The following is a 25,145-nucleotide window of genomic DNA, read 5'->3' as shown; positions in this document are numbered from 1 at the left end:
TAAATTAGTAATTAATCTTGACGGTGTGCGGATCTCTGCGACAGGCTGTGCCTGCCGCGCCCGGGGCCGGGCCGTCAGGGCCTCAGCTCCGTTCCATGGGCACTTAGGGAGTGCACAGATGACCGCCTTCAACGCCACCCGCCGCAGATTCCTCGTAGGAGCGGGCGCAGTCGGCGCCGGCGCGCTGCTCAGCGGCTGCGTCACCCAGAGTCCGTCCGCCTCCGGAGGAAAGTCCGGCGGCCCGGTGACCCTGCAGTCCAACCTCTCCTCCCCGCAGGCGAAGACCGCGATGCAGGCGATCGTCGCCGCCTTCGACAAGCGCGGCGACGCCAAGGCGGAGCTCAACACCGTCGCCTCGGAGACGTTCCGCACCCAGCTGCCGACCTACCTCACCTCGGCCAACCCGCCGGACGTGTACACCTGGTACCCCGGCTCCGTCGCCGAGTCGTATGCCAAGAAGGACCTGCTCCTCGGCCTCGACGACATCTGGGAGAAGTCCGAGCTCTCCGGCTACTCCGACGCGCTGAAGAAGCTGTGCTCCTCGGCCTCCAGCGGCAAGAAGGTCTTCGTGCCCACCAGCTACTACTGGTGGGGCATGTTCTACCGGAAGTCCAACTTCGCGAAGTGGGGCGTGCAGGAGCCCAAGACCTGGGACGAGTTCCTCGACCTGTGCGACAAGCTCAAGAGCAAGGGCGTCGCCCCGATCGGCCTCGGCGCCGGCGGCGACACCCCGTGGGTCGCCTCCGCCTGGTTCGACTACCTCGACATCCGCGTCAACGGCGCCACATACCACCGCGAACTCCTCGCGGGCAAGCACCGCTTCGACGACCCCGAGGTCCGCAAGGTCTTCGACAAGTGGGACGAGGCCCGTCCGTACTTCGACCCCAACGGCACGGCGATCCCCTTCCAGGACGCCACCACCGCCCTCCTCCAGGGCCGCACCGGCATGATGCTCATCGGCACCTTCTTCGCCGACGCCGCCCCCAAGGACGCCCTGGGCGACCTGGACTTCTTCCAGTTCCCCATCATCGACCCGAAGGTGCCGGTCGCCGAGGAGGCGCCCACCGACGGCTACTTCGCCAGCGCCCGCACCAAGCGCGCCGACGGCGTCAAGGAACTGCTGCGTTACCTGGCCACCGCCGAGGCACAGGAGCTCTACCTCAAGAGTTCGTCCGGCACGACGCTGCCCACGCACCCCGACGCCAAGGACGCCGGCACCCCGCTGGTCCTCAAGGGCCGCAAGCTCATCGAGGGCGCCGCCGACCTGACGCAGTTCTTCAACCGCGACTCCAGCGACGCCCTGCAGCCGACCGCCGACACGGCGCTCGTGCACTACCTGGCCAAGCCCAAGGAGATCGGCTCGATCCTCACCACGTGGCAGCGCAGCGCACAAAAGATCTGGAGCCAGTGACGATGGCGCTGATCGGCTCCGCACGACGGTCCAGGGCCACGCGGGTGCCCCCGGTGGTCCTGGCCTTCGTCCTCGTCCCGCTGCTCGCCGAGGCGTTCTGGGTCTTCTGGCCGGCCCTCCAGGGCTTCTACCTCTCCCTGACCTCCTGGGACGGCCTGGCGGCCCCGAAGTTCGTCGGCCTCGGCAACTTCAGCGAGATGCTGCACGACGCGGTCTTCCGCACCGCCGCGATCAACACGGTGCTGTGGCTGCTCCTCTTCGGCGGGCTCTCCGCCGCTCTCGGGCTCGGTGCCGCGCTGCTGCTCCAGCAGGAACGGCGCGGCATCGGGTTCTACCGGGCGGCGCTCTTCCTGCCGGTGGTCTTCTCACTGGTCGCCACGGCGCTGGTGTGGCAGGCCATGTACCAGCCGGACGGTCTGATCAACAACGTGCTGGAGTCCGTCGGTCTCGGCGGCTGGAAGCACGCCTGGCTCGCCGACCAGGACACCGCCTTCTACGCGGTGATCGTGCCCGCGCTGTGGCGCCAGGTCGGCTATGTGATGGTGCTGTACCTGGCCGGCCTCAAGGGCATCGACCCCGCGCTGTACGAGGCGGCCAAGGTCGACGGCGCCACCCGCCTGCAGCAGTTCCGGCACATCACGCTGCCGCAGTTGCGCAGCGTCAACGCGGTCGTCCTGTCGGTGATCGTCATCGACTCGCTGCGCTCGTTCGACGTGGTGTGGGCCCTCACCCGCGGCGGCCCGTACCACTCCTCCGAACTGCTGAGCACCTACATGTACTCCACCGCGTTCCAGTCCCTGCGCCTGGGATACGGCTCCGCGCTCGCCGTCGTCATCTTCGTGCTGGCCTTCGGCGTCATCGTGAGCTACCTCGTGCGCGCCTTCCGGGAGGCCGACTGATGACCGCCACCCACACCACAGCGCACGTCAAGAACGCGGGGGGCGTGGCAGGCCAGGCCGGACCCGACAAGGCCGCGGCGCCCCGCCGGCCCGCGCCGCGCGGCCGCGCCCTGCGCACGACCAGTTTCCACCTGACCGCAGGCCTGCTGTCCGCGCTGTGGCTGCTGCCGATCGTCCTCGTGCTCGTCACCAGTACCCGGACGTTCGACGACATCGCCGCGCACGGCGTCGGCAGCCGGCCGCACTCGTTCACCTTCGACGGCTTCCGGCAGGCGTGGGTGGACGGCGGCCAGCAGCGTGCCCTCATCAACAGCATGCTGGTCACCGTCCCCACCGTGCTCCTCTCGCTCGGCCTCGCCTCCATGGCCGCTTTCGCGCTCAGCCGGTACAACCTGCCCTTCCGGCGCGTCCTGCTGCTGCTCATGCTCGGCGGCAACCTGCTGCCCCCGCAGATCCTGCTGATCCCGGTCTCCAAACTCAGCGAACTGCTCGGCATCCACGACCAGCTGTACGCCCTGATCGGCGTGCAGGTCGGCTTCGGCGTCGGCTTCTACGTCTTCGTCCTGCACGGCTTCATGAGGGCGATCCCCGGAGAGATCCAGCAGGCCGCCGTCATCGACGGCGCGAACCCGTGGCAGATCTACTGGCGGGTCATCCTGCCGCTGGCCCGCCCGGCGTTGGCCGCGCTGAGCGCGCTGTCCTTCACCTGGATCTTCAACGACCTGCTGTGGGCCATCACCGTGCTGCGCACCGACACCCGGATGCCCATCACCGCCTCGCTGATCGGACTGCAGGGCCAGTACGTGTCCATGTGGAACGTCATCGCGGCCGGTTCGGTGATCGCCGCCGCCCCGACGGTGGCCGTCTTCCTCCGCTTCCAGCGCCACTTCGTGGCCGGACTGAACCTCGGAGCCGTCAAGTGACCGCGCACGACGACCGGTGGCTGCTGCGCACCGACACCACCACCTACGCCGTCACCCTCGGCGGCGACGGCCGCTGGGCCGAGCTCGCCGCCTGGGGGCCGCACGGCGCCGAGGACGGGCCGTCCCCCCTGGACTGGTCCCGCCGCACCCACTTCATCACCCCCGCCGACGCCGCCCCGGCCGAGTACATCCCCTACGGGCTGCGGCCGTTCACCGGCGCCGACCTGATCGCCTCCCGCCCCGGCGGCGACCGCGGCAACTGGTGGCGCTTCACCGGCGCCACGCAGGACGCGGACCGGGCACTGCGCCTGGAGTTCGCCGACGACCTCCTCGGCCTGCGTACGACGCTCCGCTACGAGACGGTGCCCGGCACCGACGTCGTCCTGCGCTGGACGGAGTTCACCTGCACCGGCGAGACCGAGGTGCGCCTGGAGCGCTTCGACTCCGCGGCAGTCAACGTGCCCGTCCAGGGCGGCGCGCGGCTGACGTACCTGGCCGGGCAGTGGTCGCAGGAGTTCCAGCTCAAGGACGTGCGCCTGGAGCGCGGCCGCTTCGAGATGGAGAGCACCCAGGGCTCGGCCGGGCACGCGTATCACCCCTGGCTCGCGATCCAGGACGCCGCCGCCCCCACCGAGGGCGCCACCCCCACCTACGGCATCGCGCTGGAGTGGTCCGGCAACTGGCGGATCACGGCCGACGCCGAGCCCGGCGGCGCCGTGCGGGTGCGTGCCGGCCGCGTGCCCCATGAGGGCGCGGTCCGCCTCGCGCCCGGCGCCACCCTCGTCACGCCCCGGCTGGCCTGCGCCTTCAGCCCCGACGGGCTCGACGGGCTGGCCCGCGTGTGGCACCGCTACGAGCGGCACCTCACCGGCGACCGCATCGACCGGCCCCGCAAGGTCCTCTACAACTCGTGGGAGGCCACCGGCTTCGACGTCGACGCCGCCGGTCAGCTGGAGCTCGCCAAAGTCGCCGCCGAGCTGGGCGCCGAACTCTTCGTCGTCGACGACGGCTGGTTCACCGGACGTCCCGACGACACCGGAGGCCTCGGCGACTGGGATCCGGACCCGGCCGAGTTCCCCGGCGGCTTCGACCGGTTCGTCGAGGACGTCCGCGCCCTCGGCCTGGACTTCGGCCTGTGGGTGGAGCCCGAGGGCATCAGCCCCCACTCCAGGCTCTACGCCGAGCACCCCGAGTGGGTGTACCGGATCGACGGCCGCCCCGCCACGCTGGTGCGCAACCAGCTTCTGCTCGACCTCGGCCGCGAGGACGTCCAGGACTTCGTGATCGGCACCCTCGACCGGCTGCTGGGCTCCCACGCCATCAGCTACCTCAAGTGGGACATGAACCGGCCGCCCACCGAGCGCGGCCGTCCCGGCCACCCGGCCGGGCCCGACCCCGAGCTCCATGACCTCGACGCCGCCCACGTCGCCGGCTATCTCCGGGTCCTGGACCACCTGCGCACCGCCCACCCGCACGTCACCGTCGAGGGTTGCGCGGGCGGCGGCGCCCGCGTCGAGCACGCGACCCTCGCCCGGACCGACGTGCTGTGGCCGAGCGACAACACCGGGCCCATGGACCGGCTGCGCATCCAGTACGGCTACCTCCACGCCCACGCACCGCACACCATGAGCTCCTGGGTCACCGACGCCCCCGGCGTCTTCGACCCCCGGCCCCGCTCGCTGGCCTTTCGCTTCGTCAACTCCCTCGCGGGCGTCCTCGGCATCGGCGCCGACATCCGCCACTGGACGCCGGAGCAGCGCGCCGAGGCGGCGGAGTGGATCGCCCGCTACAAGGAGATCCGCGACGTCGTCCACCACGGCGAAGTCCACCTGCTGGGCAGCCCCGCCGACCCGACGTGCGGCATCCAGTACGAGGAACGTGGGAGACGCAGCGGCGCTCGCCTGGTGGTGACCGCCTGGAACACCGGCCCGCTCGACGGCGCGCCCCTGGTGCCCGGCCGGGCCGCCCGGCTGCGGCTGCGCGGCCTGCGGCCGGACGCCGTCTACACCGACACCGCCACCGGCACCCGCTACAGCGGCGCGTACCTGACCCACTCAGGGCTACCGCTCGTCTGGACCGCCGGACACGACGCGGAGTTGACCGTCCTGGCCCGGCAGTGACGACAGCGGAAGAATCGGCACCCCATCCGACTCTCGAACATCCGCACACCACCTTCCCCTCGGACAGGAGACGATCCAGCCCATGAACCCAGCCGCCCGCTTCACCAACCGCGTCGCCGTCGTCACCGGCGCCGCATCGGGCATCGGCGCGGCCACCGCAGCACGCCTCGCCGCGGAGGGCGCGGCCGTCGTCCTGGCCGACAACGACGCCGAACGCGGCGAGGAGACCGCGGAGCGGCTGCGCCAGAACGGCGCCCGCGCCCTGTACGTCGCCGCCGACGTCGCTCGCGAGGACGACTGGCAGCGCGTGATCACCGCCGCCCACAGCTTCGGGCCCGTGGGCGTTCTGGTCAGCAACGCGTACACGGTGGCAGTCGCCCCGGCCCACGAGACCAGCCTCGCCTCCTGGGAACGGCAGCTCTCGGTCAACCTCACCGGCGCCTTCCTGGGCGTCAAGGCGACACTGCCCGACCTGCGCGAGCACCAGGGGGCCGTGGTACTCGTCTCCTCCGTCCACGCCCACCGGGGCATCCCCGGCCACCCGGCGTACGCGGCGAGCAAGGGCGCCCTGCTGTCGCTGTGCGGCCAGCTCGCCGTCGAGTACGGACCGTCCGTCCGCGTCAACGCGGTGCTGCCGGGACCGATCCTGACCGCCGCCTGGGACCGGGTCCCGCCGGCCGACCGCGAGCTCAGCGTCGCCGGGACCGCGGCGCGCCGCTTCGGCACTCCCGAGGAGGTCGCCGCCGCCGTCGCCTTCCTCGCCGCCGACGAAGCCTCCTACATCACCGGATCGAGCCTGCTCGTGGACGGCGGCTGGAGCGTCGCCAAGGACTCCGCCTGACGGAACCGACCGCTCCCGCCACCGACCGACCAGCAAGAAAGGCAAACACATGACGCCATACGCGCGCCGCGGAGTGCACGGCCAGACCGTGGAGACCCTCGCCCGCCGGGTGCTCAGCGGCGAGATCCCCGAGGGAGCGACGCTCGACATGGCGGCCCTGCAGAGCGAACTGGACGTCAGTCTGACGGCCCTGCGTGAATCGCTCAAGGTGCTCGCGGCCAAGGGGATGGTCGACGCCCGGCAGAAGCGCGGCACGTTCGTCCGGCCCCGCTCCGACTGGAACCTGCTCGACGCCGACGTGCTGCGTTGGCAGTTCTCCGAGCCGAGCGGCACCGGCGCCGACGCCGCACTGCTCCGTAACCTCGGCGAGGTCCGCGGCATCATCGAACCCGCCGCCGTGCGACTGGCCGCGGCCCGCCGCACCGACGCCGACCTCGAGGCAATGGAGGCGGCACTGACCGCCATGGGCAAGGAGGGCGGCGCGAGCGACGCCGTCAAGGCCGACCTCACCTTCCACCGGGCGCTGCTCGCGGCCACCCACAACGAACTGCTGGAACGCATGGAGATGGTCATCGAGTCGGGCCTGGCCCATCGCGACCAGCTCGTGCACAGCGCCCCCCACAGCGAGGACCCGGTCCCCAGCCACCGAGCCGTCCTCGACGCCGTGCGCGACCGGGACCCGGACGCCGCGGAACACGCCATGCGCGCCCTGCTCGACCAGGCGACGCGCGACCTCGACAAGCTCAGCGGCCCGTCCGCGCCCGCGGGCGCGGACCACTCCGCCGAGCAGAAGGACGGCCAGGCACCGTGAAGATCGAGCGCGTCGAGACCTTCCTCGTCCCGCCCCGTTGGCTGTTCTGCCGCATCGAGACCGACGACGGCGTCGTCGGCTGGGGCGAGCCGGTGGTGGAGGGCCGGGCCGAGGTGGTCCGGTCAGCCGTCGAGGTGCTGGCGGAGTACCTGGTGGGCCAGGACCCGCTGCGCATCCAGGATCACTGGCAGGTGCTGAGCAAGGGCGGCTTCTACCGGGGCGGCCCGGTCCTCTCCAGCGCCGTCGCCGGCATCGACCAGGCCCTGTGGGACATCGCGGGCCGCGCGCTCGGGGTGCCCGTGCACACCTTGCTCGGTGGCCCGGTCCGCGACACCGTCCGGGTGTACGCCTGGGTCGGCGGCGACGAACCCGAGCGGCTCAAGGAGGAGGTCACCGCCCAGGTGGAGGCCGGCTTCACCGCCGTCAAGATGAACGCCGCCGGGCGCACCCCGCCGATCGGCAGCCCCGCCGAGACGGCTGCCGTCGTCGAGCGTGTGGCGGCCGCCCGTGAGGCCCTGGGACCGCACCGCGACGTCGCCGTCGACTTCCACGGCCGCTTCAGCGCCGCCAATACGCGGCGCGTGCTCCACGAGATAGCCCCGCTGCACCCGCTGTTCGTCGAGGAACCCGTTCTGCCCGACCAGGCACACCTGCTGCCCGGGCTGGTCGCCGCCTCGTCCGTACCGCTGGCCACCGGAGAACGGCTGTACGGACGGGGGGACTTCCTCCCGGTGCTCACCGCGGGCGTCGCCGTGGCCCAGCCGGACCTGTCGCACGCCGGCGGGATATCGGAGGTCACCCGGATCGCCTCGCTCGCCGAGACCTTCGGGGCCCACCTGGCGCCGCACTGCCCGCTCGGTCCCATCGCGCTGGCCGCCAGCCTCCAGGTCGCCTTCGCCACATCCAACTTCCTGATCCAGGAGCAGAGCCGCGGCATCCACTACAACAAGGACGCCGACCTGCTGTCCTACCTGGTCGACACCGAGCCCTTCCGCTTCGTCGACGGCCAGGCGCACCGCACCGCACTGGCGCTGCCCGGACTCGGCATCGCCGTCGACGAGGACGCGGTTCGCGCCGCCGACCGGTCCGGACACGCCTGGCGCAACCCCGTGTGGCGGCACGCCGACGGCTCCTTCGCCGAATGGTGACCGGCACCCGGCTCCCGGTCTCCGTGATCACCGATCCGGACCACGGCGGACGCTGGACCTCACTGACCGCTGGCGGCCGCGAATGGCTGTGGCACCGCGACGAGCCCCGCCGCCCCCTGGTCCGGCCCGGCGACCCCTTTGCCGACGCCGGCGGACTGGAGGAGTGCGTACCCACCGTGCGCGGGCTGCCCGACCACGGGGATGCCTGGTCACGGCGCTGGCGCAGGCACGGGCAGGCGGACGTCGTGGAGTGCCCCGACTTCCGCCTGACCCGACGCCTCGGTACGGAGGCGGGAGCCGCCGTCGCCGACTACACGCTCACCGCAGAGCCCGGCTACCGCTTCGTGTGGGCCGCCCACGCCCTGCTGGACCTCTCCCCGGATGCGTGGATCGGCATCGAGGCATCCGCGGAGACCCGGCTCTACCCGGACGAGGGCGCGGGCTGGATCACCGGGCACTGGCCGCGCGTCGACGGCATCCCGCTCGACCGGCTCGGCCCGGACGACGGGACGGCCGTCGGAGCGGTTGTCCTCACCCCACGAGTTGCTGTGCACGACGGCCCCCACACGCTGCACCTGTCCGTCGAGGCCGCCGGACAGCCGGTCGCGGTCGCCCTGTGGCGCAACCTGGGCGGCTTCCCCCGGGACGCGCCGTACCGCTCGACCGGCGTCGAGCCGATGCTCGGCCGCGTCTTCGACCGCACGGGGGCGACCGACGGCGACACGGGCGTCGTCCCGCCCTCCGGCGAGGTCGCCTGGCGGCTCACGGTCACCGCGACCCGCCGCCCCTGAACCCCCATCACCAGAAGGGATGTCGCATGGACCTGCTCGCCGCGCTGCGCGCCCACCGGCTGCTCGCCATCGTCCGCGGCAGCGACCCGGATGCCGCGCTGACCACCGTGCTCACCCTCGCCGAGGAGGGTGTCACCCTCATCGAGGTCTCCCTCAGCGGACGCGACGCGCTGGACGTCATCGCGCGGGCCCGCGCCGCGCTCGGCCCGGACGCGACCCTCGGAGCCGGAACCGTCCTCAGCACCGAAGACGCACGGGCCGCCCACCAGGCCGGGGCCGCCTTCCTCGTCACCCCGGCGGTCAGCGACGGCATCGCCACCGGGCGGGAACTCGGACTCCCGGTGCTCGCCGGCGTGATGACCCCCACCGACATCCTCCAGGCGCTGCGGCTCGGCGCCGACGCCCTCAAGCTCTTCCCGGCCGGCAGCGCCGGCGGGCCCGGCTACCTGCGCGACCTGCGCGGCCCCTTCCCCGACCTGCCCTTCGTGCCTGTCGGGGGCGTGGACGCGGAGGCCGCCGCCGCGTACCTGCGGGGCGGCGCCACCGCCGTCGGCGTCGGATCACCCCTGATCGGCGACGCCGCCGAGGGCGGCAACATCACCGCCCTGCGCGAACGGGCCCGCACCTTCCTGGACGTCGTCCGCGCGGAGGCCCGCCCGTGACCGCCACCGTGCCCCCGGCGGTGCTCGGGACCGACCGCCTCGAACTCGGCGAAGGCATCCGCTGGACGGGCGACCGCGCCGTGCTCACCGACATCCTCAGCGGCCGGCTCCTCGCCGCCCCCGACGACCCTGCCGCGCCACTCGCCCTGATCGCTCAACTGCCCTGCCCACTGGGCGCGGTGGCACCGGTCGAGGGCCACCCCGGCCACTGGATCGCGGCCGCGGGCACCGGCATCTGCCGCATCGACCCCGCGGGCCGGGTCGAATGGATCGCGCGACCCGAGGACGACGCCACGGCGCCGATGCGGATGAACGACGGCGTCGCCGACCCCCACGGCCGCTTCTGGGCCGGCAGCATGGCCTACGACACGACCGAGGACGCCGGCTCCCTCTACCGCCTGGACCGCGACGGCCGCGTCACCCGCGTCCTGCGGGACATCACGATCCCCAACGGTCCGGCCTTCAGCGCCGACGGCACCGTCATGTACCTCGCCGACAGCGCCCGGGGCGTCATCCTGCGCTGTCCGGTCGACCCCGCGAGCGGCGACCCGGGCACGCCCGAACCCTTCGTCGCGCTCGCCTCCGGCAGCCCCGACGGGATGACCACCGACATCGAGGGCGGGCTGTGGACCGCCGTCTGGGGCATCGGGCAGGTCCACCGCTACCACCCCGACGGCAGTCTCGACCGGATCGTCGACCTGCCCGCCGAACAGCCCGCCGGACTCTGCCTCGGCGGCCCGGACGGCCGCACGCTTCTCGTCACCAGCGCGCACATCGGCCTGCCCGCCCCGGGACCGTTCGACGGCGCGGCCTTCGCCGTCCGGGTCGACGTGCCCGGCGCCCCGGCCGCCCCGTACCGCCCGGCGATCCCCTCCGCCCCGGACCCGGCGGACCGCGCCGACACACTCTAGGAAGCCCACCATGAGCACCCACCGGCCACTGCGCCCCGGCCCCGTGGTCTGCGTCGGCGAGACCATGGCCGCCCTCGCCCCCGACCCCCTCGGACCGTTGGACGGCGCCGACCTGCTGCGCGTCGACATCGCGGGCGCCGAATCGAACGTCGCCCTCTACCTCGCCGACCACGGCATCCCCGCCCGCTGGGTCTCCGCCGTCGGCGACGACCCCTTCGGCCGCCGCGTCCGCGCCCGGATCGCCGCGGGCGGCGTCGACGTCAGCGGCGTCCGCACCGACCCGGAGCGGCCCACCGGACTCCTGCTCAAGGACCCGGGCGCGCACGGCACCCGCGTCCACTACCACCGCGCCGGATCCGCCGCCTCGGCCCTCACCCCCGACGTACTCGACGATCCGGCGCTGGAGGGCGCCGCGCTCGTCCACCTCAGCGGCATCACCCCCGCCCTGTCACCCGATTGCCGCGCCCTCGTCGAACGCGCGCTGCGCCCCGACCGTCCGTGGCCCGTCAGCTTCGACGTCAACCACCGGCCCGCCCTATGGGCCGGCCGCTCGGCCGCCAACGTACTGCGGCCGCTCGCGGACCGGGCCGACATCGTCCTCGTAGGCCTTGACGAGGCCCAAGCCCTGTGGGGGGACGGGATCACTGACGCCGTACGGGTCCGCGACCTCCTGCCCGGCCCGCGCGTCCTCGTCGTGAAGGACGGGGACCGCGCCGCCACGGCCTTCGTCGGCACCACCGCCCACAGCGTGCCCGCCCTGACCGTGCGCGTCGCCGAACCGGTCGGCGCCGGCGATGCCTTCGCCGCCGGATTCCTCAGCGGGCTCTTGCGGCAGCTGCCCGTGGACCGCGCCCTGCGGCTGGGCCATCTGACCGCGGCCTCGGCCCTGCGGATCGCCGCCGACCACGGCCCGTTGCCGGACCCCGCCCTCGTCGCGGCGCTCCTGGACGCCGACGAGGAGACCTGGCGGGCCGCCGTGATCGACTGATCCCTCGGGACGGGACCGTCCGGGGCGCCTCCTTCCGCAGAGCGACGTGTCGCTGGAGGTGAAGGCCACCACCGGAACCTCCTACCTGGCCAACCTCACCGGGTTGGTCCCGATACGCGTCGCCTGCCCGCATAGCCGCCAGCCGAAGGCGCGTTGCCGCCGGCGCACGCACCACACGGCAGGCACCCAGGCGTGGTGACAGCTCTTCACCCGAGTGGATCAAGGCCTGATAGCCTGCCGAGGTCTTGGCGATCGGGCCTCATCAGCATCGGTGCGCAACCCGGCTACCGCACGATCAGGCACCGTGTCCCAGGCGGTGTCTCATCTCGCGAAGGAAATGTCCTCCCGATACCGTGGTGAGCCGGCAGCTGCGATCCGGCATGGTGCGTACCTGTCAGTTCGGTCCCGACAGTCATGGAGAGGGCGTTCGGCGTGTTGTTGGCGGGTCGGTACCAGCTCGAGGAGCTTCTCGGCCGAGGCGGAATGGGAGAGGTCTGGCGCGCACGCGACGAGGTCCTCGGCCGCCCGGTCGCGGTCAAGCTGCTCCTGGCCGGTGGCGTGGACCCGACAGCCGCGGCCCGCTTCCACCAGGAGGCGCAGACGACCGCTCGCCTGAGCCACCCCAACGTCGTCGCCGTATACGACTTCGGCCAGGCCGACGGCCGCCTCTACCTGGTCATGGAGATGGTCCAGGGGCACAGTCTCGCCGAGCGACTGGCCTCGGGGGGACCTCTCACGTCCCGCGAGGTGGCTGCCATTGGCAGCCAGACCGCCTCAGGCCTGGCCGCCGCGCACCGGCAGGGCATCATCCACCGCGACATCAAGCCTGCCAACCTCCTTCTGGTTCCGGACGGCACGGTCAAGGTGGTGGACTTCGGTATCGCCCGTCTCGCCGATGACACGGCGGCCGCGCTCACCAGCGCGGGCATGATCGTGGGAACGGTTTCCTGCCTCGCCCCCGAACGCGTCCTCGGAAAGGACGCCGGTCCTGCCTCCGACATGTACGCGCTCGGCTGCGTACTGTACGAGCTTCTCGTCGGGCACCCCCCGTTCCGTGCCGATACTCCGACGGCGCTGCTCTACCAGCACGTCCAGGAGTCGCCGTTGCCTCCGCACAGCGTGGGGGTGGAGCTTCCGGTGGAGCTCGAACAACTCGTCTTGTCACTGCTCGCCAAGGACCCGGAAAGCCGGCCGGACGCCGAGCGGGTCGCCGACTGGTTGTCCGCCCCCGAGAGGTGGAGTGCGACCCCGTCGGCGGGGCTCACACCACCGCCAGCCCCGGGGCGGGTCGTCGAGATGGACCGCACAGCCGCGCTACCGGCCCCCACGACACGACGATCTCGCGGCCGCAACCGCCGGCCACGCACGGTCGCGATCTCGGGGATCGCAGCGGCGGCCCTGGTGGCCCTGGGTTTCTTCCTGTTCCAGCCCGACCCCACGGACGTCGCCTCCGGTTCGCCCGTCGCGCCGTCCGCCACCGATGCTTCGGTGTCGCCTCCGCCGGAGCACGGGTCAGCCACCGCCCCTGCCGTGGCCGCACTCGCCGCATTGTCGGACGATCCCGGGGTGCTGCTCAGCCAGCTGTCCCAGACGCTGAGCGACGCCGCGGACCAAGGCCGCCTCGATCCGCACCTCGCCCACGATCTGGAGCGCAAGCTCTCCGAGGCCGGGGACAAGCTGGCCGAGGGCAGGGAGAAAGGGAAGGACAAGACCAAGGACGTACGCAAACGGGTCCGCGACGTCCGGCACAAACTCGCTGACGCCGAGAAGGATCACGAGTTCACCAGTACCGCAGAGCTCGACCGACTCCTCACTCACCTCGCTTCCTTGGTAGGGGATGACTCCTAGCCGGGTCCAAAACTGATGGGCGGGGCGGTGGCGGCGTCGATCTCAAGCGACACGCCGGCGGCGTCCGCCGCAACGGCCGCGACCATCGCGGCGACAGCGCCTCCTGCGGCGAAGGCGCGGGCCGGCAGCCACAGTGGGCGCGGATCGGTGGCGCGAGTCCTGCGACAGCCCCGGATGTGACTTTCAGGGCTTCACTGCCCGGAAGAACCGCGGCCGGGGACCGGCTGGGCATCCAATCGAGGGGCGGGCCGAGGTCTCGGCCCGCCCCCGCGAGGTCAGGCGCCGGCCGGAGTGCCCGTCACCTTCAGGTGGCGGACGCGGCCCACGTTGTCGAAGGATCCGAAGCCCACCCGGCCCGAGGCGAAGACCGGGTCGGTGGCCGTGATCAGCGGATTGGGACTGCCGTCCAGGTAGACGGCGGTCTCACCGGTGCCGGCGCAATGAGTGAGGCGGACTTTGTGCCACCCCTCGTCCTTGATCGCCGGAGGCGCGCCGAAGGATCCGTTCCACTGGTCGTCGATGCGCAGCCGGTCGGCGTCGTTCACCGTGAACAAACCGTTGTGCGGGTAGATGGTGTTGTCGCTCGACAGGTGCGCGTACTGGAATCGCGTGTCCGACTGATAGTCCCAGATGAGAATGACGTCACGGTTGGTGATCTCGACGGGGGTGTCGATCCGGACCTCCGCCTCGACGGTGACGGAGGAGTAGCGCGGGCCCGCGGTCAGGACGGCGTACTCGAAGGGGCGCCGCGGTCCCGGGCGGGCGACGCCCGGCTCGGTCATGATCGTCTCGCGTTCGGTGTACGCCCACTTGGCCGGGGTGACCGGCGCCCAGTTGCCGGGGCCGGTGGTGTGCGTGGTGGGGGTGTTGCCGATCTTGCAGTCGGCGAAGGTGCGGGTCCCGGTCACCTTCCAGACCTTGCCGTTGGCCTTCGAGACGATGTACAGGCCGCCGCCGTGGTCGGAGCCGAAGCGCAGGTCGACACGTTGGTCACCGGCGAGGTCGCGCATGGTGACCGTCTTCCCGGACGACTTGTCGAAGAGCATCAGCTGCTCGAGCGGCGCGAGGCCGGAGCCGCGGCGCATGTCGCGGGTGTCCGCGGCCAGGATCCGGCCGTCCACGAGGTCGCCGAAGATGTACTTCCCGCGCAGCGCCGGCGCGTCCTTGCCGCGGTAGACGAAGCCTCCGGCGATGGCGCGGCCCACGTCGGACCGGCAGTCCCAGCCGGGTTCCGGGTCGTGGTCGTAGGCGGCGACCGGGTAGGTGTAGCCGTACTGGGCGTCGTCGGCGGGAAGAGGGAGGATGCGGGCGCACGGGTCGGTGGTCTTCTTGTCGAATGCGAAGGGGCCCTCGCGCTCGCTCCAGCCGAAGTTGTCCCCGGCCTTGACCTCGTACACCGACTCGATGGCGTGCTCGCCTATGTGGCCGAGATACATACGGTGGCTGCCGCCCGCGTCCCAGCTGAAGCGGTGCGGGTCCCGCATGCCTAGGGCGTAGATCTCCTCAAGGGCACCGGGCTCACCGACGAACGGGTTGGACGCGGGGATGCCGTACCGGCCGTTGGCGCTGTCGCGGCCCGCGGGATCGATCCGCAGAAGTTTGCCGTGCGGGAGCGTCAGGTTCTGCGGCTCGCTGTTGCCGACGCCCTGCCCTCCGTCGCCCACCGCGAGGTAGAGGAGGCCGTAGTCCTCGTCGTGGGGCTTGGCCGTCGGGTTGAAGTCGATCTGCTGAATGCCGTGGACCTGGCCGGTGAAAGCGATACGCAGCACCTCGCGATGGGTGCCGTGGAAGACGGCCGCGGCGGGATCGTCGGCGGTCCACTCGGTGATGACGCCGTGATAGGTGAGCGTGCCGGCCTGCCGGTAGTCGGGGGTCTCGGTGGTCTGCGACGCGAGCTCGGTGTGGATGGTGTAGAAGCGCCCGTTCGTGCCGAACTCCGGGTGGAACGCGGCGTACCCGAAGCCCTGACCGAGGCCGCGGCCCGAGAAGAAGTGCGGGAATGCGGCCTTGACGTCCAGGTAGGGGTGCGGGGTGCCACCGGAGGTGCTGGTCGCGGCGCCGGGGTCGGTGAGGTACAGGGTGCCGTTGAGGTCGGGAGTCGCCATCCGGCCGGAGCCGTCGGGGAGTTCATTGATGGTGTTGATCCGGGCGTGGCGCATCAGGCGCGGATCCGTTGGTGCCGGAACGGGTTCCGACTTGGGGAACTGCGCGAACTCCTCCAGGACGAGGCCCGTCGTGGACTGCACGGGCTTCTGCGGAATGGGGTCGGTCAGGGCGGCTGTCGCCGCGGCGGGCTCGTCGGCGTGGGCAGGGGCGGCGAGACCGCCCAGGGCGAGGGCTGCGCTGACGGCCACGGCCGCCCAGGTCCTTCGATATGTACGTCGTGACGCCATGCGGGTCCCTTCGGGCTGGCGCGAGAAGCAGGGAAGAACGATCCAGGACGGGAACGGTCAGCGGCTCCGTGTCATGCGCTGGTACTCCGCCGCCACCGCTCCGGCCGGCACCGGGCGGTCCAGGAACAGGAGGTCGTCCATGCGGCAGTCGCAGGCGTTGCTCTCCTGGGTGTTCTGGGGGAAGCTGCCGCCGATCTTGATGCCGCGGGGATCTGTGGGCGAGGCGCGGTGCGGCGCCGGCGTGGTGGCGAGTTCCCAGGGGTCGCCCGGCGTGACGTAGAAGCCGTCCAGGGGCCTGCCGTCGCGGTAGAGCGCGAGGGTGCCGTCGCGGAAGTCGAATGTCGCGGCCAGGTGGACCCATTCACCGCGGGGCAGCAGTTCCTCCCAGGGGGCTTCGGCGGCGAAAGTCTGGGAGGCGCCGCCGTCCAGGCGTCTCCCCAGCGCGACCAGCTTCAACTCGCCGTTCACCTGGATGAGTTCGAGCAGCGCACGCACCGCGTGACCGTCGGAGGTTCCGGACAGTACGCCGGCCAGTCCGACCGCGTTGTAACGGTCGCTCGGGTTGGGCGTGTTGGAGTTGAGGGCGGGGTTGTCGCCCGTCATCTTGAACCAGCCCATGACGGTGGCACCGCGGGCACTGCGGAAGGCCCCGAGGGACGACATGCCCTCGGCGTCCCAGGCCCCGGCCTTCCAGTCGTCGTTGCCCGCGGTGGCCGGGTTCTGCTGGCGCACCTGCAGGGCGGGCGAAGCACCCGGGTACGCTTCGTCGGCCACGCGCATCGCGGAGCCGCCGTTGATCAGGCTGAGCGTGGTGCCGGAGCGTCCGATGTCCAGCTCGCGACCGGGGTCGGCGGGGTCCGGGTGTCCGAAGTCGTATGCCGCCACAGCCTGGGCTCGCAGCGGAGTGTGGGCGGTTGAGGGGCGGGCCGCCTGGGCCGGAAACGTGGTGGCGGCAAGCGAGGCGGTCGCGGCGAGCGCGGCGACGGCGAGTGAGTAGCGTCTGGTGCGGGGCGGTGTCATACAGCCTCCCAGCGGCACTGAAGGGGCATTTTCGGCCGGGTTCTCCCGACCGGCAGAAAGCGCTTTCGTCCGCGTGCTGGGACCATGTAACCCTTTTGCCGCGCCCAGGACAATGGGCGTGTACTCGCCAATTTTTGAGCGTCCCTCGGCGACGGCGCGGGCCTCGTTGCGGACAAAGGTGCTTGGAGCCGGCCATGTGGGGCGGCAGTTGGCAGCCCCCGACGGTCAGCAGCCCGCTGGCGAGGAACTGGCGAGGAAGCTGCCTCGCACCCCGGCGAGCGGCTGGACCAGTGCCGCGAGTGCGGCGCCGGGACCGCATGTGAGAGCGTTGGCTGCGTACCGTGCCCGGCCCGGTGTGTCGTCTGTCCGGTCCGCGCAGTGAGCGCATCGAAGTCACTCCCCACGTAACCTCTTCCTGTGCCATCCTCCCGCCTGCGTCGCGTCGCCGTCCTTGTGCTCGAGGGCGCGAAGCCGCTCGATGTCGGAATTCCCGCGCAGGTTTTCACGACCCGCGCGAGCATGCCGTACGAGGTGCGGGTGTGCGGGGCGACACCCGGTCTCGTGACCGGCGGCGATGGCCTCGCGTACTACGTCGCCCACGGCCTCGACGCCCTTGCGTGGGCCGACATCGTCTTCGTCCCCGGCTACCGGTTTCCGGACCGCGACGACCCGCCGCAGGCCGTCGTCGACGCACTGATCACCGCCCATGCTCGGGGCGCGCGGCTCGCCGCCATCTCGACGGGCGCCTTCGCGCTCGCCGCCACGGGCCTGCTCGACGGCAGGCGCGCCACGACGCACTGGCACTACACACGGGCACTCGTGGCCAGGCATCCGCTCATCCAGGTCGACGAGGACGTGCTGTTCGTCGACGAGGGCAGCGTGCTCACCTCGGCCGGCGCCGCCTCCGGCATCGACCTGTGCCTGCACATCCTGCGCGGCGACCTCGGGGTGGCCGCGTCCAACCACGCGGCCCGCCGCCTGGTCGCGGCCCCCTACCGCAGCGGCGGCCAGGCCCAGTACGTGCCGCGCAGCGTCCCCGAGCCGCTCGGCGAGCGCTTCGGCGCCACCCGCGAGTGGGCGCTGCACCGGCTCGGCGAGCCCCTCACCCTCGACATACTGGCGCGGCAGGCCGGGGTCTCGCCGCGCACGTTCTCCCGGCGCTTCGTCGAGGAGACCGGCTACACGCCGATGCAGTGGGTGATGCGCGCCCGCATCGACCTGGCCCGCGAACTGCTCGAGCGCTCGCAGCGCAGCGTCGAGCAGATCGCCGCCGACGTCGGGCTCGGCACCGGCGCGAACCTGCGCCTGCACTTCCAGCGCATCCTCGGCACCACCCCGAGCGAGTACCGGCGCACCTTCACCCGGGGCGAGTAACCCGCCCGGCACCGCGTGGCGGGATCCTTTTGAACCGTGGCGATCCCGCCACTGTCAGCGGCGCGAGCCGCGGGCGAACCTGGTGGCGAAGGAAAGGGACATCACTCATGACTCGCATCGCCATCAACGGATTCGGCCGCATCGGACGCAATGTGCTGCGCGCACTGCTCGAACGCGACAGCGCCCTCGAGATCGTCGCCGTCAACGACCTCACCGAGCCCGCCACTCTCGCCCGGCTGCTCGCCTACGACAGCACGGCCGGCCGTCTCGGGCGTCCGGTGACCGTCGACGGAGACACCCTCGTCGTCGACGGCCGTCGGATCACGGTGCTGGCCGAGCGCGAGCCCGAGCAGCTGCCGTGGGCCGAACTCGGCGTCGACATCGTCCTGGAAGCCACCGGCCGCTTCACCTCGGCCAAGGCCGCCCGCGCCCACCTCGACGCGGGCGCGAAGAAGGTGCTCGTCAGCGCGCCGTCGGACGGCGCCGACGTCACGCTCGCGTTCGGGGTCAACAACGACGCCTACGACCCGGCCGTGCACACGATCGTCTCGAACGCCTCCTGCACCACCAACGCGCTCGCGCCGCTGGCCGCGGTCCTCGACGAACTCGCCGGCATCGAACACGGGTTCATGACGACGGTGCACGCCTACACGCAGGAGCAGAACCTGCAGGACGGTCCGCACCGCGACGCCCGTCGCGCCCGGGCCGCCGGCGTCAACATCGTGCCGACCACGACCGGTGCCGCCAAGGCGATCGGCCTGGTGCTGCCGAGCCTAGACGGCAAGCTGTCGGGCGACTCGATCCGCGTACCGGTGCCGGTGGGCTCGATCGTCGAACTCAACACGACCGTCACCCGCGACGTGACGCGCGACGACGTGCTGGCGGCGTACCGCACCGCAGCGGAGGGGCCGCTCGCCGGCGTCCTCGAGTACTCGGACGACCCGCTCGTGTCGTCCGACATCACGGGAAACCCCGCCTCTTCCATCTTCGACTCGGCCCTCACCCGCGTCGACGGCCGCCACGTCAAGGTGGTCGCCTGGTACGACAACGAGTGGGGCTTCTCGAACCGCGTGATCGACACCCTCGAGTTCCTCGCCACCCGCTGACCGGACGCCGGGGTGGGCCCCGCCTCCGGCGACCGCGCCGGCCAGCACTTCCTTTGGCCGCTCCAGTTGACCAGTCGGGCAGCCAGAGCGCTCAGTCACGGAAGCGGGTCCGATCTTCGTCCTCTGCGTGCGCCGCTGTCATGAACCGGCTGGCCGACGAGACGTCAGCGCTGGGAGCCCGACTCCCAGCGCAGCGCGGCCCGGCGCCGGTAGCGTCGGGCGAAGCCGTGCAGCAGGATGAACCGCGGCACCGCCGGCACCTGGCGGACGACGACCTGGTGGCGGGTGCTGTCGAGGCCGTCGAGCAGCCAGTGCCCCTCGTCGCCCAGCTCGGTGAACGACCTCTGTTTGATGTGGAATTCCTGCTCCCACGCCCGCCACTCGCCCACCGTCAGCGCGGACGCGGCGACTGGCATCGTCTCCTGTTCCTCCCGCTGCAGATGGGGGAGGAGTGCATCTTCCAGCGCGGTCAGTGACGCCAGCAGGTCGACTCTGGTCTCGTCGGATCCGCCCCCGGCATACCTCTGGGCCGCGGAGACGACAGCGGTCATCGAGTCCGAGATGCCTGCGTGGTCCTGTTCCATGGTGTCGAGCAACTCCCCGACATCTGGGGCCTTCTCCCGCAGCAGCGGCCACAGGCCGCGGTCCTCGCCGCTGTGGTGGTCGTGCAGGTAGCCCATCATCCACCGGAGGTGGTCGGCGAGCGCGACCCGCCGGTTGCCGTCCGGATACGGCTGCTCGGTGAGTGCGGTGCGGGTTCGTCCCAGGTCCCTGCGGAGTGCGTCGTGAATGATCCCCATCATGCGTGTGTCGGCCGGCTCGCCGGCCTGGCGCTTCGCCATCTTCCCCCCTGCGGTGTGGCCCCCCGGACTGCCGCGCGGTCATCGGCGCTCGGCAGGGAGGCGAGCGTACAGCGATTCCACGGGCACTTCCATCGTTCTGCGTGAACAAAGAATGGCGGCGCCGTCGTCGGTCCGGGCGTCCAGCTACGCAGGGGGCATCAATGCGGAAATCGCGAGTGAGCGGGCGGCCCTGGCGGGCGAGCGCAACGCGACCTTGCTCCCCCCCCCCGCGGGCGCGAGCCCTGGGGCGGCTCATCGCGTGGGGCACGCTTCGCGGCCTGTCGTCACCGACGACACCCCGGGCCGGAGGCGGCCTGCCGGTCGGAGTCGGCGGGGCCTTACGGTGGGACAACGAGAGCCTCCTCATACTCCAGGGTGACTTCGTGGTGGGCATGGGGCCGCTCTTCGGAGGTGGAGCGTGAGGTCAGATAACCGCCAGTGTCCGATGGCGGAGCCCGTGATGCTCGATGCCATGAACCGACTTGAAGGAAACGTGGCCTTGGTGACCGGTGGATCGCGAGGCATCGGTGCTGCCGTCGCGCTACGACTGGCCGAAGAAGGGGCCGACATCGCCCTGACCTTCCATAGCAGCGCTGAGCGTGCCACCGAGGTCGTCGAGCAGATCAAGGCCATCGGCCGTCGGGCGCTGGCCGTCCAGGCAGACAACGAGGTCCCCGAAGCCTTGATCGCTGCGGTGGATGAGACTGCCGAGACGTTCGGCGCTCTGGACATCTTGGTCAACAACGCCGGCGTCTTCGTGGTCGGCCCGCTTGAGGAGATCGGGCCGGCGGAGATCGACCGTACCTTGACGGTGAACGTCCGTGCCTCGTTCGTCGCGTCCCAGGCGGCAGCGCGTCACATGGGCCAAGGTGGCCGCATTATCAGCATCGGCAGCAATGTGGCCGAGCGCGCGGTCTTCCCGGGAATGGCGCTGTACTCGATGAGCAAGACAGCCCTCATCGGCATGACCAAGGGTCTGGCCCGGGAGCTCGGCCCGCGTGGCATCACCGTGAATCTGGTGCATCCCGGGCCCACTGACACCGACTCCAACCCCGCCCACGGCCCGAACGCCGCGGTAATCGCCGACTTCACCGCCCTGGGCCGCTATGCGGAAGCCGCTGAGATTGCCGCCACCGTTGCCCACCTGGCAAGCTCCGACGGTCGGTACATCACCGGAGCCACGATCGCCGTCGACGGAGGATTCACCGCCTGAACGTCGAGCGGGCACTGCCTGCTGTCAGCCGCAGCACTTGAACCGGGATCTCAGCGTCACGCGCCTGGGCCACCTCATTGGGTGGGCCCCTGATCGTGGTCCCGGAATCGGCGCGCCGGCACTGGACCGGCCCCCCACCCAACTACCCCGAGGACGAGGGGGACTACGGCCGCGCCTGCTCGGTCGAGGAGCTCAACGGCATCATCGAAGTCGGCCCCCCCACACGCACACGCACTCGTGCTCGGCGACGACCCCGCAGCCACCACTTCCTCCCCGAGCACAGCCTCCTTGTCCGTCGGCTCGCAGGCGACCCCGACGTCGATTACTCCCGAGCCGTGGCTGAGTTGCTTCCACAGGTCGTCTGGGACTCTCGCGTCGAGTGGGTCATCCAGGGGGCAACCGTCCGACCGAGAGCATCGAGCCCATGAAAGGCCTCCGGCCTCCCGCGTACGGCGGACGGCCGGAGGCCTCGGGAACTGATCGCTGCCCGTCGGCGTCATGAGGATCATGGCGCAAGGTGGGAGCACGATGGGTGAGGATCCGACGTGGGCCGAGGTGCTGCTCACCCTTCTTCTCATGGCGGCCGTTCCCACCGTGGTCGGAGGGGCGGTGATCGTGTCCCTTGTCGGGCTGACGATGTGGGTGACAGCACCGCTGCGGCGGCGCAGGCGGAGCGGTGCTGACGACGGGTAGGCGGGTTCAGTCCTGGTCGGCACAGGGGTGACCCTGCCCGCGGCGCCTCGTGTTGTCCTGCCGTTATGACGCCTAGCGCTGACGTCTGATGGGCTCGCCCACTCGGTGCAGGTGGGTGAGTGCCTCGCGGTAGGACTGGATCAGGCCGGCTTCGTGGTACGGCACGTCGAGTTCCACGCAGTACGCGCGTACGACGACCTGGGCCCGCCGCAGATGAGGAGTGGGCATGCTCGGGAACAGGTGGTGCTCGATCTGGTAGTTGAGCCCGCCGAGCATCACGTCGGTGAGCCGGCCGCCCCGCACGTTGCGGGAGGTGAGTACCTGGCGGCGCAGGAAGTCGGGGCGGTCGTCGCCGGTGAAGGTGGGCATGCCCTTGTGGTTCGGGGCGAACGTGCAGCCGAGATACACACCGAACAGGCACTGGTGCACAGCGAGGAACGCCACGGCCTTGCCGGGGGAGAGCACCAGGAACAGCGCGGACAAGTAGGCCGCCATGTGCAGGAAAAGCAGTGTGCCCTCCAGCAGGCGGCTCTTCATCGACGGCGAGCGCAGCGCCCGCACACTCGCCACGTGCAGGTTGAAGCCCTCCAGCGTCAGCAGCGGGAAGAACAAGAACGCCTGGTGGCCGCCGATGAACCGTGCCAGACCATTGCTGTTGCGGGCCTGCTCGGTGGACCACACCAGGATGTCCGGGGCGACATCGGGGTCGAGTTCCTCGTGGTTGGGGTTGGCGTGGTGGCGGGTGTGCTTGTTCATCCACCAGCCGTAACTCATGCCGATGCCGAGGTTGCCGAAGAACCGGCCCCAGATCGCGCTCGCGCGGCGCTTCCGGAACACCTGCCGGTGCGCCAAGTCATGTGCCACCAAGGCGACCTGACCGAAGATCAGAGCCATGAAGGCGGCGACCGCCAGCTGCCACCACGTGTCGCCCAGCGTGACGAAGGCCGCCCAGCCCGCCGCCAGTAGCCCGATCACCAGACCGAGCCGCACCGTGTAGTAACCGGGGCGCCGCCGCAGGAGACCCGCCTCGGTGATGCGCTGCGACAGCCGGGCGAAGTCGCTGCCGGCGTCGGGGCGGGGTCTTGGGGGCCGCACGGCGGCCGGGGCGGTCGTGACCGTGGCGTCGGAGGAAATCGTCATGCAGGCGAGTCTGGCTATGGCCGTCCCACCACCACCAGCCTGTCAGCCGTAGACCTCGTGGGGGGCCGAGCCCCCTCCATCCCAGGGGGTTGTCCCCACCCCTGCGCCCCCTGAGCTGGGCATTCGCCGATTCGTCCGGAGCCGCGTGCCGGACCGACTCGCCTCCGCCAGAAGCCTCACAGAAGCCTCGGAGGGCATGCAAGGAATCCCACACGGACACCGTGCCGCGTAGCGGTACAGCAACCCGTGGGACGGCCGGAACCCACGGGCTTCAGCCCGGGGAGCATGTCAAGGTACTTCACCAACGAGCAGCGCAAGCAGTGGACGCACCGCCTGACCAACCCGGTCGCGGAATACCGGTAGTTCTTGGACTGCTCGGCCACCGTGTGGTCACGGGTGGGCACCAGGGGGCTGTCCACGATGAGGACGGTGTCCTTGCGGAACCGCCGATGCGGCCGAAGCGCGAGGAGGGGCCCAAGATGGTTGATGACGCGGTCGGCCGCGGACTTCGAGATCCCGAAGAGGGGACCGATCTGGCTCAACGTCAAGTTCGTTCGCCAGTAGTCCGCGACCAGCAGCACCCGGTCGTCGAATGGCAGGCTCCACGGCCGACCCCGCCGGACCGCGTCCGCTCCGTCTCGACGAAGTGCATTCACCAGTTTGTGGAAACAGCGCGGGCTCAGCCCGGTGAACGGTGCTGTCCAAGACGACTCAGACGCCGTGATCACTCCAGCCCCACGAAGATCATCACATCTTGCGAGCCCTATGAGGACGCGGAGACAGCCGCCCGAACACGATCCAACCGCAGCCGGTTCTCCTCCAGCCACTCCGAAGCGATGTCGATCGGCACACGCACCGCAATCTGCGTCGACGGCGAGTCGTGCACAGTCACCTCCACCGGGTCATCGGGAACCACGTCCACCCAGGCGCTGCGGCCACCGGCCGGCCACTCGGCCCCCTCCTCAGCCTGAAGGGCATCGAGGCAACGCTCCCACTCATCCAGATCCTCATGCGATACCTGCAGGCCGACCCGCCCGTTGACGAAGTCGCTCTTCAGAACGATTTCGGCTGGGTAGTACCGCTCTTCGCCCATCGTCAGAGACGCACCGCATTTCATGGGTCGGGGAGATCTCACGGACGAGCAGTGGGCAGTGCTGGAGCCGTTGTTGCCGAAGGGCACGAGGGTGGGACGGCCACCCGTCTGGCCTCGGCGACAGTTGATCGACGGCATACGGTTCCGTGTTCGGACCGGTGTGACGTGGCGGGGCGTACCCGTCGAGTACGGACCATGGAGCCGGGTCTACGACTTGTTCCGCCGGTGGCAGCGGAACGGCACCTGGCAGCCGATCCTCACTCAGCTTCAATCCCTGGCCGACGCGAGAGGCGCAATCGCCTGGGACTTGAGCGTCGACTCCACGGTCTGCCGCGCTCACCAGCATGCGGCCGGGCCCGCAAGCAGAGTGACCTGCAGAAGGAACCACCAGGCGGCATCTTCACCGAGCCCCGCGATCACGGGCTGGGAAGGTCGCGCGGCGGGTTCACCATCAAGCTGCACCTGGCGGTCGAGCAGGGCCAGAAGCCCATGTCGATCGTGGTGACGGCAGGGCAGCGTGGCGACTCGCCGGAGTTCGAAACGGTGCTGAAGAAGGTCCGCGTGCCCCGCCTCGGGCCGGGCCGGCCGCGCGTCCGCCCCGATCGCGTGCGCGCTGACAAGGCGTACGCCTTCCGCAAGAACCGCGCCTACCTGCGCCGCCGTGGCATCCGCTGCACCATACCGGACGAGGCCGACCAGGCTCACAACCGCAAGAAGCGCGGCTCCCGCGGTGGCCGGCCGCCCGAGTTCAACGCCAAGGACTACAAGGCTCGGCATGCCGTCGAGTGCGGCATCAACCGCCTCAAAAGGAACCGAGCTGTGGCCACGAGATACGACAAGCTCGCGGGCCGCTACGATGCCACTGTCCTCGCAGCGGCCATCAATGAGTGACGGTGACCAGCCCATTCAGGGATGGCG

At 71.0% G+C, this 25,145-nt stretch carries 23 protein-coding genes and 1 pseudogene; 18 read left to right on the top strand and 6 right to left on the bottom strand.

Features of this window, described 5'->3' with window-relative positions; all coding sequences use genetic code 11:
• Positions 1-118: 118 nt before the first annotated feature.
• The 12 genes from ACIQMV_RS32675 (at position 119) to ACIQMV_RS32620 (ending at position 13,353) form a co-directional block, all read left to right on the top strand.
• Positions 119-1,411 (top strand): ABC transporter substrate-binding protein, encoded by a 1,293-nt coding sequence (locus ACIQMV_RS32675; protein ID WP_402596848.1) that lies wholly within the window; start codon positions 119-121, stop codon positions 1,409-1,411.
• Positions 1,412-1,413: 2 nt separating this feature from the next.
• Positions 1,414-2,310 carry a carbohydrate ABC transporter permease gene (locus tag ACIQMV_RS32670; protein ID WP_401781268.1) on the top strand — a complete coding sequence of 299 codons (897 nt, stop codon included), beginning with the start codon at positions 1,414-1,416 and terminating at the stop codon, positions 2,308-2,310.
• Positions 2,310-3,233 carry a carbohydrate ABC transporter permease gene (locus ACIQMV_RS32665; protein WP_402596847.1) on the top strand — a complete coding sequence of 308 codons (924 nt, stop codon included), beginning with the start codon at positions 2,310-2,312 and terminating at the stop codon, positions 3,231-3,233. Before ACIQMV_RS32670 ends, ACIQMV_RS32665 begins: the two co-directional genes overlap by 1 nt.
• Entirely contained in the window at positions 3,230-5,353 is a 2,124-nt protein-coding gene (locus ACIQMV_RS32660) for an alpha-galactosidase (protein ID WP_402596846.1), read from the top strand. The genes ACIQMV_RS32665 and ACIQMV_RS32660 overlap by 4 nt, the downstream gene beginning before the upstream one ends.
• An 82-nt stretch (positions 5,354-5,435) precedes the next feature.
• Positions 5,436-6,194, top strand: a complete 759-nt coding sequence (locus ACIQMV_RS32655; protein ID WP_402596845.1) for an SDR family NAD(P)-dependent oxidoreductase — start codon at positions 5,436-5,438, stop codon at positions 6,192-6,194.
• Between the two features lie 49 nt (positions 6,195-6,243).
• A complete protein-coding gene (locus ACIQMV_RS32650; RefSeq protein ID WP_402596844.1) occupies positions 6,244-7,005 on the top strand; it encodes a FadR/GntR family transcriptional regulator in 762 nt (253 codons plus the stop codon).
• Entirely contained in the window at positions 7,002-8,153 is a 1,152-nt protein-coding gene (gene dgoD / locus ACIQMV_RS32645; protein WP_401781169.1) for a galactonate dehydratase, read from the top strand. The genes ACIQMV_RS32650 and dgoD overlap by 4 nt, the downstream gene beginning before the upstream one ends.
• Complete coding sequence (locus ACIQMV_RS32640; RefSeq protein ID WP_402596843.1) at positions 8,147-8,944, top strand: hypothetical protein; 798 nt, start codon at positions 8,147-8,149, stop codon at positions 8,942-8,944. The genes dgoD and ACIQMV_RS32640 overlap by 7 nt, the downstream gene beginning before the upstream one ends.
• A 26-nt stretch (positions 8,945-8,970) precedes the next feature.
• Positions 8,971-9,606, top strand: coding sequence for a bifunctional 4-hydroxy-2-oxoglutarate aldolase/2-dehydro-3-deoxy-phosphogluconate aldolase (locus ACIQMV_RS32635; RefSeq protein WP_402596842.1), 636 nt, complete (start codon positions 8,971-8,973; stop codon positions 9,604-9,606).
• Positions 9,603-10,517 (top strand): SMP-30/gluconolactonase/LRE family protein, encoded by a 915-nt coding sequence (locus ACIQMV_RS32630; RefSeq protein WP_402596841.1) that lies wholly within the window; start codon positions 9,603-9,605, stop codon positions 10,515-10,517. Before ACIQMV_RS32635 ends, ACIQMV_RS32630 begins: the two co-directional genes overlap by 4 nt.
• A 10-nt stretch (positions 10,518-10,527) precedes the next feature.
• Entirely contained in the window at positions 10,528-11,505 is a 978-nt protein-coding gene (locus ACIQMV_RS32625) for a sugar kinase (protein ID WP_402596840.1), read from the top strand.
• A 414-nt stretch (positions 11,506-11,919) separates the two neighbouring features.
• Positions 11,920-13,353 (top strand): serine/threonine-protein kinase, encoded by a 1,434-nt coding sequence (locus ACIQMV_RS32620; protein WP_402596839.1) that lies wholly within the window; start codon positions 11,920-11,922, stop codon positions 13,351-13,353.
• Positions 13,354-13,628: 275 nt separating this feature from the next.
• On the opposite strand, the gene ACIQMV_RS32615 is transcribed toward ACIQMV_RS32620, so the two are convergent.
• The gene (locus ACIQMV_RS32615) at positions 13,629-15,707 is read right to left on the bottom strand and encodes a PQQ-dependent sugar dehydrogenase (RefSeq protein ID WP_402596838.1); all 2,079 of its coding nucleotides are present in this window, start codon (positions 15,705-15,707) and stop codon (positions 13,629-13,631) included.
• Between the two features lie 96 nt (positions 15,708-15,803).
• Positions 15,804-16,766, bottom strand: a complete 963-nt coding sequence (locus tag ACIQMV_RS32610; RefSeq protein ID WP_402596837.1) for a hypothetical protein — start codon at positions 16,764-16,766, stop codon at positions 15,804-15,806.
• Positions 16,767-17,183: 417 nt separating this feature from the next.
• Between ACIQMV_RS32610 and ACIQMV_RS32605 the strand changes: the two genes are divergently transcribed.
• Positions 17,184-18,140 (top strand): GlxA family transcriptional regulator, encoded by a 957-nt coding sequence (locus ACIQMV_RS32605; protein WP_401781183.1) that lies wholly within the window; start codon positions 17,184-17,186, stop codon positions 18,138-18,140.
• Positions 18,141-18,247: 107 nt separating this feature from the next.
• On the top strand, positions 18,248-19,246 hold the full coding sequence (gene gap, locus ACIQMV_RS32600) for a type I glyceraldehyde-3-phosphate dehydrogenase (RefSeq protein WP_402596836.1): 999 nt from the start codon (positions 18,248-18,250) through the stop codon (positions 19,244-19,246).
• Between the two features lie 164 nt (positions 19,247-19,410).
• On the opposite strand, the gene ACIQMV_RS32595 is transcribed toward gap, so the two are convergent.
• A complete protein-coding gene (locus ACIQMV_RS32595; protein WP_402596835.1) occupies positions 19,411-20,088 on the bottom strand; it encodes a hemerythrin domain-containing protein in 678 nt (225 codons plus the stop codon).
• A 460-nt stretch (positions 20,089-20,548) separates the two neighbouring features.
• Between ACIQMV_RS32595 and ACIQMV_RS32590 the strand changes: the two genes are divergently transcribed.
• The 3 genes from ACIQMV_RS32590 (at position 20,549) to ACIQMV_RS32580 (ending at position 21,994) form a co-directional block, all read left to right on the top strand.
• Entirely contained in the window at positions 20,549-21,301 is a 753-nt protein-coding gene (locus ACIQMV_RS32590) for an SDR family NAD(P)-dependent oxidoreductase (RefSeq protein WP_402596834.1), read from the top strand.
• A 77-nt stretch (positions 21,302-21,378) separates the two neighbouring features.
• Complete coding sequence (locus ACIQMV_RS32585) at positions 21,379-21,729, top strand: Imm21 family immunity protein (RefSeq protein ID WP_402596833.1); 351 nt, start codon at positions 21,379-21,381, stop codon at positions 21,727-21,729.
• Between the two features lie 100 nt (positions 21,730-21,829).
• Positions 21,830-21,994, top strand: coding sequence for a hypothetical protein (locus ACIQMV_RS32580; protein ID WP_401781190.1), 165 nt, complete (start codon positions 21,830-21,832; stop codon positions 21,992-21,994).
• 72 nt (positions 21,995-22,066) lie between these two features.
• Here ACIQMV_RS32580 and ACIQMV_RS32575 read toward each other — a convergent pair whose 3' ends face one another.
• The 3 genes and pseudogenes from ACIQMV_RS32575 to ACIQMV_RS32565 form a co-directional block, all read right to left on the bottom strand.
• Positions 22,067-23,134: a fatty acid desaturase family protein gene (locus tag ACIQMV_RS32575; protein WP_402596832.1), complete on the bottom strand. Its 1,068-nt coding sequence runs from the start codon at positions 23,132-23,134 to the stop codon at positions 22,067-22,069.
• A gap of 350 nt (positions 23,135-23,484) precedes the next feature.
• Positions 23,485-23,901, bottom strand: a pseudogene (locus tag ACIQMV_RS32570) (transposase family protein); the annotation flags it as partial.
• Positions 23,898-24,227, bottom strand: a complete 330-nt coding sequence (locus tag ACIQMV_RS32565) for a DUF5959 family protein (RefSeq protein ID WP_402596830.1) — start codon at positions 24,225-24,227, stop codon at positions 23,898-23,900. The pseudogene ACIQMV_RS32570 and the gene ACIQMV_RS32565, both read right to left, overlap by 4 nt.
• Before the next feature lie 22 nt (positions 24,228-24,249).
• On the opposite strand from ACIQMV_RS32565, the gene ACIQMV_RS32560 reads away from it, so the two are divergent.
• A protein-coding gene (locus ACIQMV_RS32560; protein WP_402596828.1) for an IS5 family transposase occupies positions 24,250-25,118 on the top strand; the annotation gives its coding sequence in 2 pieces (ribosomal slippage) (positions 24,250-24,583 and positions 24,583-25,118; 870 coding nt in all).
• Positions 25,119-25,145 lie beyond the last annotated feature (27 nt).

The organism is Streptomyces sp. NPDC091412 (genome assembly GCF_044756885.1).
Lineage (GTDB): Bacteria > Actinomycetota > Actinomycetes > Streptomycetales > Streptomycetaceae > Streptomyces.
The sequence above is the reverse complement of the archived record's forward strand: the minus strand, read 5'-3'. Positions and strand labels throughout refer to the sequence as shown.